Annotated in this window: 4 protein-coding genes; 3 read left to right on the top strand and 1 reads right to left on the bottom strand. The window is 63.8% G+C overall.

Annotated features, from left to right (window positions below):
• Window positions 1-161: 161 nt before the first annotated feature.
• Window positions 162-1655: an AlkA N-terminal domain-containing protein gene (locus tag ACFUOZ_RS14340; RefSeq protein ID WP_377549267.1), complete on the bottom strand. Its 1494-nt coding sequence runs from the start codon at window positions 1653-1655 to the stop codon at window positions 162-164.
• 83 nt (window positions 1656-1738) lie between these two features.
• Between ACFUOZ_RS14340 and ACFUOZ_RS14335 the strand changes: the two genes are divergently transcribed.
• The 3 genes from ACFUOZ_RS14335 (at window position 1739) to tyrS (ending at window position 6074) form a co-directional block, all read left to right on the top strand.
• Window positions 1739-2407: a DNA-3-methyladenine glycosylase gene (locus ACFUOZ_RS14335; protein WP_377549265.1), complete on the top strand. Its 669-nt coding sequence runs from the start codon at window positions 1739-1741 to the stop codon at window positions 2405-2407.
• 90 nt (window positions 2408-2497) lie between these two features.
• A complete protein-coding gene (locus ACFUOZ_RS14330; protein ID WP_377549263.1) occupies window positions 2498-4726 on the top strand; it encodes a HelD family protein in 2229 nt (742 codons plus the stop codon).
• Window positions 4727-4763: 37 nt separating this feature from the next.
• Window positions 4764-6074 carry a tyrosine--tRNA ligase gene (tyrS, locus tag ACFUOZ_RS14325; protein WP_377549261.1) on the top strand — a complete coding sequence of 437 codons (1311 nt, stop codon included), beginning with the start codon at window positions 4764-4766 and terminating at the stop codon, window positions 6072-6074.
• Window positions 6075-6792 lie beyond the last annotated feature (718 nt).

The raw sequence follows: 6792 nt of genomic DNA, 5'->3' as shown, positions 1-6792 counted from the left end.
GCTCACGTTCCGTCGTTGCGCGGTAGCCGTTCGACGCCGGGGGCGCATCGGGATGTGGACGAGGGTTGGGTGGAAGGTCGGGGGATGTGAGCGAGGGGTGGGTGGATCGCCCCGGGATGTGAACAAGGGTTGGGTGGAAGGTGGGGGGATGTGAACGAGGGTCAGCGCTTGGCGGCTGCCCGCCACAAGTGCATCGTGGCGTATGAGCGCCAGGGACTCACTTCCCGGAAATCGGCGCTGAGCCCGAGGCCGGCGGGCAGCGCCTTGACGCCGTTACGCACGGCGGCGTCGTTGGCGAGAAAGACATCCGGCGCGCCAAGTACCCTCATGGCCACGTAGCCGACTGTCCACGGACCCACCCCGGTCAGGGGAAGAAGCTTGCGTCCGAGGCTTTCGAGGTCGTCCCCGTAACCGAATTCGAGAGCCTCTGAAGCCATCGCTTCGGCCACGGCAATGATGGAGTCGATCCGGCGCTGCGGTCCCCGCAGCAGCGCGCGACCGTGTTCGGCGATTTCTGCCGCCGTCGGAAACAGCCGGTCCGGACCGGACACGGTGCCTTCTGCGCGTGACCCTGCCACTGACAACTGCGTCAGGGCAGTCCGGGCCGCAGCGACCGTGATCTGTTGCCCGATCATCGCCCGGATCAGCAGCTCCTGTGGATCAACTGCCCCAGGAACCCTGATTCCGGCGATGGCCCTGATGCTCTCAGAGAGCCGGGGATCCAGCGCAAGGGCACTATCGATCGCCTGCGGATCCGCATCGAGGTCGAAGAGCCTCCGCACCCGGCTCAACAGTGCAGGAAGGTCATGCAGGTCCACAGCTGAGGCGGTCAAACGCATTGGTTTGCCAGGCAAAGACGGGCTGTAGGTGACGGTGAACGACGCCGTACCGCGCGGGAGCCGCAAAGTTCGGCGGTACGTGAGTGTGCCGGGGGCGGTTCCGTCAGTTCCATCTTCAGCCGCTTCGATGCCCGGTACCGCACGAACCGCCAGGAAGTCGAAGATCCCGGGGTCGAACGGTTCCCGATACGGCAGGTTAAGTGTCAGCGTGGCGGGTGCCGCCCCCGGAGCGGAAGCCGCTGCCCGGACGGCCGTGCCCCGAACCGCCGTGGCCCGCACCGCCGTCGGGGTCATGGCGAAGACCTCGCCCATTGTGTCGTTGAATTGCCGGATGCTGTTGAACCCCGAGGCGAAGGCCACGTCCGCGAGCGGCATGTCGGTGGAGACCAGCAGTGTCCTGGCCGTCTGGGCCCTGCTGGCCCGCGCCAGAGACAGCGGTCCTGCTCCCAATTCGTGCCCCAGGATGCGGTTGAGCTGCCGTGCCGAGTAGCCCAACCGACGGGCCAGCCCGTCGACTCCTTCGCGGGTGATTACGCCGTCGTTGATCAAGCGCATGGCGCGCCCGGCGACGTCCGAGCGCAGATTCCAAGCCGGGGTCCCCGGTACGGCCTCGGGCAGGCAACGCTTGCACGCGCGGTACCCTGCCTCGTGCGCGGCGGCAGAGGTTTCGTAGAAGGTGACGTTCTCGGCTTTTGGCGTGCGGGCCGGGCACGATGGCCGGCAGTAGATGCCCGTGGTACTGACCGCCGTGAAGAATTGGCCATCGAAGCGGGTGTCGCGGGCGTCGATCGCCTTGTAGCGCTGCCAGAAGTCCATGGGTTCATCCTTCCAGCCGCAGGAGGAGACTTCTAGCGGAAATCGGACATGGCCGTTGATGGTGTTTTGCTAGGGTCGAGGACATGGGTTGGTCAGCGGAAAATGGGGTCAGCGACCCCGATGCAGTGCGCACGTTTCTTGAGGGAGACGCACGCGTCGTTGCGCCGCTCATCCTGGGGGCCGTCCTGACGCACCACTCGGACGCAGGCCCGGTTTCGGTGCGGTTGACGGAGGTGGAAGCCTACATGGGCCCGCGGGACTCCGAACACCCGGACCCTGGCTCACACACTTTCGGCGGTCCCACGGCCCGCAATGCGCCGATGTTCGGGCCAGCGGGGTTCTTGTACGTCTACTTCACCTACGGCATGCACTACTGCGCGAACCTGGTTTGTGGCCCGGAGGGCAAAGCTTCGGCCTTGCTTCTGAGGGCCGGCGAGATTGTCGACGGCGAAGGCCTCGCCACGTTACGGCGGCCGGCTTCCAAAGCACCCAAGGATCTGGCCAGCGGCCCGGCACGGCTCGCTTCCGCCTTGGGGCTCACGACGGCGGACACCGGCCGTGACGCGCTCGCCGAGCCGTTCCACCTGTGGTTGCCGGAGTCTCCCGCACCTGCCGTCGTCAGTGGCCCTCGAGTTGGAGTGGCGGGGCCTGGCGGAACCACCGACTATCCGTGGCGTTTCTGGATCGAGGACGACCCCACGGTGTCCAGGTACAAAGCGGCCCGGCCCCGGAAAAGTTCCATCGCTCCCTAATGTGATCCGTCGGGGAGGTTGTACCCCACACGTTTACCAAAATCGCTGTAGAATGGTAGGTCTGTCTTTTGCGATAGGGGTTACGGTTCGATGCACGACGCTGATTTGGTCCACGAGCAGGAATACGTTGCCGGGCTCTACGCCCGGCTCGATGAGCTGCGCGCCGAAAAGCGCGCCCAGCTGGCGCAGGTGCGCAAGGCGGGCGCGGTGGGAACCATGCAGAACGTCTCAGAGCGCGATGCGTTCGCGGCACTGTACGAGGACCGCCTGGCCCAGCTCGACGCCGTCGACGACCGCTTGGTTTTTGGCCGCTTGGATCTTGATTCGGGCGAAGCACAGTACATCGGCCGCATCGGGCTGTCCACGGCCGATCTCCAGCGCCTCATGGTGGACTGGCGCGCTCCCGAAGCGGGCCATTTCTACCAGGCGACCGCCTTTGACCGGCAGGGCGTGCGTCGTCGTCGGCACCTGATTCTTCAGGGTCGTGACGTCAAGGCCATTGAGGACGACGTCCTGGATGCAGGGATGCTCGCAGACAACGACTCGCTGCAGGGCGAGGGCGCCCTGCTGGCGGCATTGAACTCCAAGCGCACAGGCCGCATGTCGGACATCGTAGGCACCATCCAGTCCGAACAGGACCGGATCATCCGCTCGTCCATCTCCGGAGCCCTTGTGGTCCAGGGTGGTCCGGGCACCGGCAAGACCGCTGTTGCCCTGCACCGCGCTGCTTACCTGCTGTACACCCACCGCGAGCGGCTCAAGAGCGCGGGTGTGCTGCTGGTAGGCCCGTCGTCGTCCTTCATGCATTACATCGAGCGTGTGCTGCCTTCCCTGGGCGAGACAGGTGTGGTCATGGCCAGCCTGGGCCGCCTGATGCCAGGTATCCACGCCGTGCCCGAAGAAAACGCCGATGTCGCGGCGCTCAAGGGCAAACTGGACATGGCAAAGGTCGTGGCCAACGCTGTGGCCAACCGGCAGCGTACGCCGGCCGAAGACCGCGTTCTGGAAGTGGATTCGCGGAAGCTGACCCTAACTGTGCGCCAGGTCCGCCGCGCCCGTGAAAAGGCGCGCGCCACGGGCAAGCCGCACAACGAGGCACGACTCACGTTCGTGAAGATCCTCCTTCGTGAACTCACGGAACAATTGACGGACCTGGTCGAGGAATCGAACATCGGCAACAATGCCGACCGCGCCTACCTTGCCGAGGACGTCCGTTCCGCCCGCGATGTCCGCATCGCGCTGAACCTGTGCTGGATGCCGATGACGCCGGAGAAGCTCATCTCGGAGCTCTTCAGCAAGCCTGCCATCCTTGAAGCCTGCACGCCGCACCTGACTCCGGAACAGCGTTCGTTGCTCCAGCGGCCTGTTGACGCGCCCTGGACCGAGGCGGACGTTCCGCTGCTGGACGAGGCCGCCGAGCTCCTCGGTGAGCTGGATCCGGCAGCCGGCAGGGGACTTGCCCAGCAGGAAGCTGACCGGGCGCGCGACCTCGCCAACGCCAAGCAGACCCTGGTCAACATGGCTTCCATGGGCGTCGATGTCTTGGTCACGGCCGAAGAACTCGCAGAACAGAACCAGGAGCGCGAAAGCCGCCTCACGGCCGCCGAGCGCGCCACGAGCGACCGGTCGTGGGCATTCGGACACATCGTGGTTGACGAGGCCCAGGAACTTTCGCCCATGCAGTGGCGGCTCCTGGTGCGCCGCTGCCCGCTGAAGTCCTTCACCATCGTCGGCGACATCGCGCAAACGAGTGCAGCAGCTGGTGCCAATTCGTGGCAAAGCGCGCTGGCGCCGTCGTTCGGTGACCGCTGGACGCTGGAGGAGCTGACGGTCAACTACCGCACGCCCAGCCAGATTGCTGAGGCCGCAGTCCGCATGGCCAACCGGGCAGGGCTCGTGGTCTCGGCACCGAAGGCCGTGCGTGAGGGCAAATGGTCGCCGATCATCGACCGCGTGGACGCTGAGGGCATAGTGCAGCGCCTGGTTGAAGTCCTGCCGGAAGAACTGGAAGCGATCGACGGCGGCCTGCTGGCCGTCATTGCCGACGGTCCCTTGCTGCCCCAGGCAACCACCGCGCTCAAGGAGGTCTACGGACACCGTATCGGCGCCGGTGCAGGCAGCTATGAGCAGGACATCGTGGTGATCAGTCCCAAGGAAGCGAAGGGGCTGGAATTCGACGGCGTTGTAGTCCTGGAACCGGCTGCCATGCTCAACCACGAGCACGGCAAGGTAGGCGACCTCTACGTTGCGATGACGCGTGCCACGCAGCGGCTGCGCCTCATTGCGGGGGCACCCGTGCCAGCCGGCATCGAGCGCTAGGCAAACCGGCACCCGCAACCCTGCTAACTTAGATCTCGTGTCACACGTAAACAACATCGAGTCCCAGCACAACGATCCAGCCTTTGCCAACATCTGGCAGGAGCTCAAATGGCGCGGCCTGGTCCACGTTTCCACTGATGAAACTGAACTGGAAAAACTGCTCGCCGCGGACCCGATCACGTATTACTGTGGCTTCGATCCCACTGCGCCGTCGCTGCACCTGGGCAACCTCGTGCAGTTGTTGCTGATGCGTCGCCTCCAGTTAGCCGGCCACAAGCCACTCGGCTTGGTGGGCGGCTCCACCGGCCTCATTGGCGACCCGCGTCCGACGGCGGAACGCACCTTGAACACCAAGGAAACCGTGACGGAGTGGGTGGGCTACCTGCAGGGCCAGGTGCGTCGCTTCCTCAGCTTTGAGGGCGACAACGCAGCGCGCATGGTGAACAACCTTGACTGGACTGCTCCGCTGAGCGCCATCGACTTCCTCCGGGAGATCGGTAAGCACTTCCGCGTGGGCACCATGTTGCGCAAGGATGCCGTGGCTTCGCGCCTGAACTCGGACGAGGGCATCAGCTACACCGAGTTCAGCTACCAGATCCTGCAAGGTATGGACTACCTTCAGCTTTTCCGCGACTACGGTTGTGCGCTGCAGACCGGCGGTTCGGACCAGTGGGGCAACCTCACCAGCGGAACCGAGCTCATCCGCAAGGTGGAGGGCAAGAGCGTTCATGCCCTGGGAACGCCGCTGATCACCAACTCCGACGGCACCAAGTTCGGCAAGTCCGAGGGCAACGCCATCTGGTTGGACCCGGAAATGTGCAGCCCGTACACGTTCTACCAGTTCTGGTTGAACACGGCCGATGCTGACGTGGTGGACCGGCTCAAGGTGTTCACGTTCCTTTCCCGTGCCGAGATCGAAGCTTTGGGGGAGTCCGTGGCTGAGCGCCCGTTTGCCCGTGAAGGCCAGAAGAAGCTTGCGTACGAAGTGACCTCGCTGGTCCACGGAGTCGAGGCAACCGAGAAGGTGATTGCTGCCTCCGCGGCTGTCTTCGGTAACGGTGACCTGTCCGTGCTCGATGAGCCGACGCTCGCCGCAGCCACTGCAGAGCTTCCGTCCGCGAAGATCGGCAGCGATTCGTTGGGCATCATCGACCTCCTCGTCGCCTCGGGTCTTTCCGACAGCAAGTCCGCCGCACGCCGCACCGTTGGCGAAGGTGGTGCCTACGTGAACAACGCCAAGATTTCAGACCCCGACACCGTCATCGATCAGGACCAGCTGCTTCACGGCCGCTATTTGCTCCTCCGCAGGGGCAAGAAGAACCTGGCCACCATCGAGGTTTCCGCCTAGGACACCCTGATGTGAAGCCCTGAAGGGGCCGGCAACCGTTATGGTTGCCGGCCCTTTTTGTGTTTAAGGACCCTCGCTCACGTTCCCGGGGTTTGGGCTGGTCGCTCGCTCATGTTCCCGGGGTTTGGTGGGTTCGCTCGTGCATGTTCCCGGGGTTTGGTGGGTTCGCTCGCTCGGTGGGTGTTCGACGGCGGTGGTTGGGTTGGTTGGGTTGGTGTGTGATGGGCTTCACGGGGTGGGTTTTTGGGTGTTTTGGGTGTTTCGTCCGCTGTTTTGGCGGGGTTTGCCTTGTGTTTGCGGGGTTTTTGGGTGGGGTTTGGGTGGATTTGGTGTGGGGGTGGGGCGCGTGTAAAGTTATTCGAGTCGCCGCCGCTGATGCGGAATCATGGCGACCGACTCCCTTCAAATTACCGGTTCCGGTGGTGCTTTTGTGTGCTTCTGGTTGGTTGGGGAGGCCCGGGGTTTGGTTTGCTTTGAGCGGCTGGTTCGGGTAAGTTTGAAAAGTTGCTTCGGAGCGATCCAGTGGCCCTGTGGGGTTGGTGGTGGTGCCGGTAGTGTCTGTTGTTTGAGAACTCAATAGTGTGCCAAGTTTGTTGATACCGATTGTTTTTTGATTGGTTGAATTATGCCAGTTCTGTCATGCACCCCCGTGTGTGGTGGGCTGGTTTTCAGCTGGTTTCGAATTTTGTGCAGCCATGTTCTTGCCGTTATTTCCGGT

The sequence above is a fragment of the Paenarthrobacter sp. NPDC057355 genome, from assembly GCF_042667405.1.
Lineage (GTDB): Bacteria > Actinomycetota > Actinomycetes > Actinomycetales > Micrococcaceae > Arthrobacter.
This window is presented reverse-complemented; position numbering and strand designations above follow the sequence as displayed.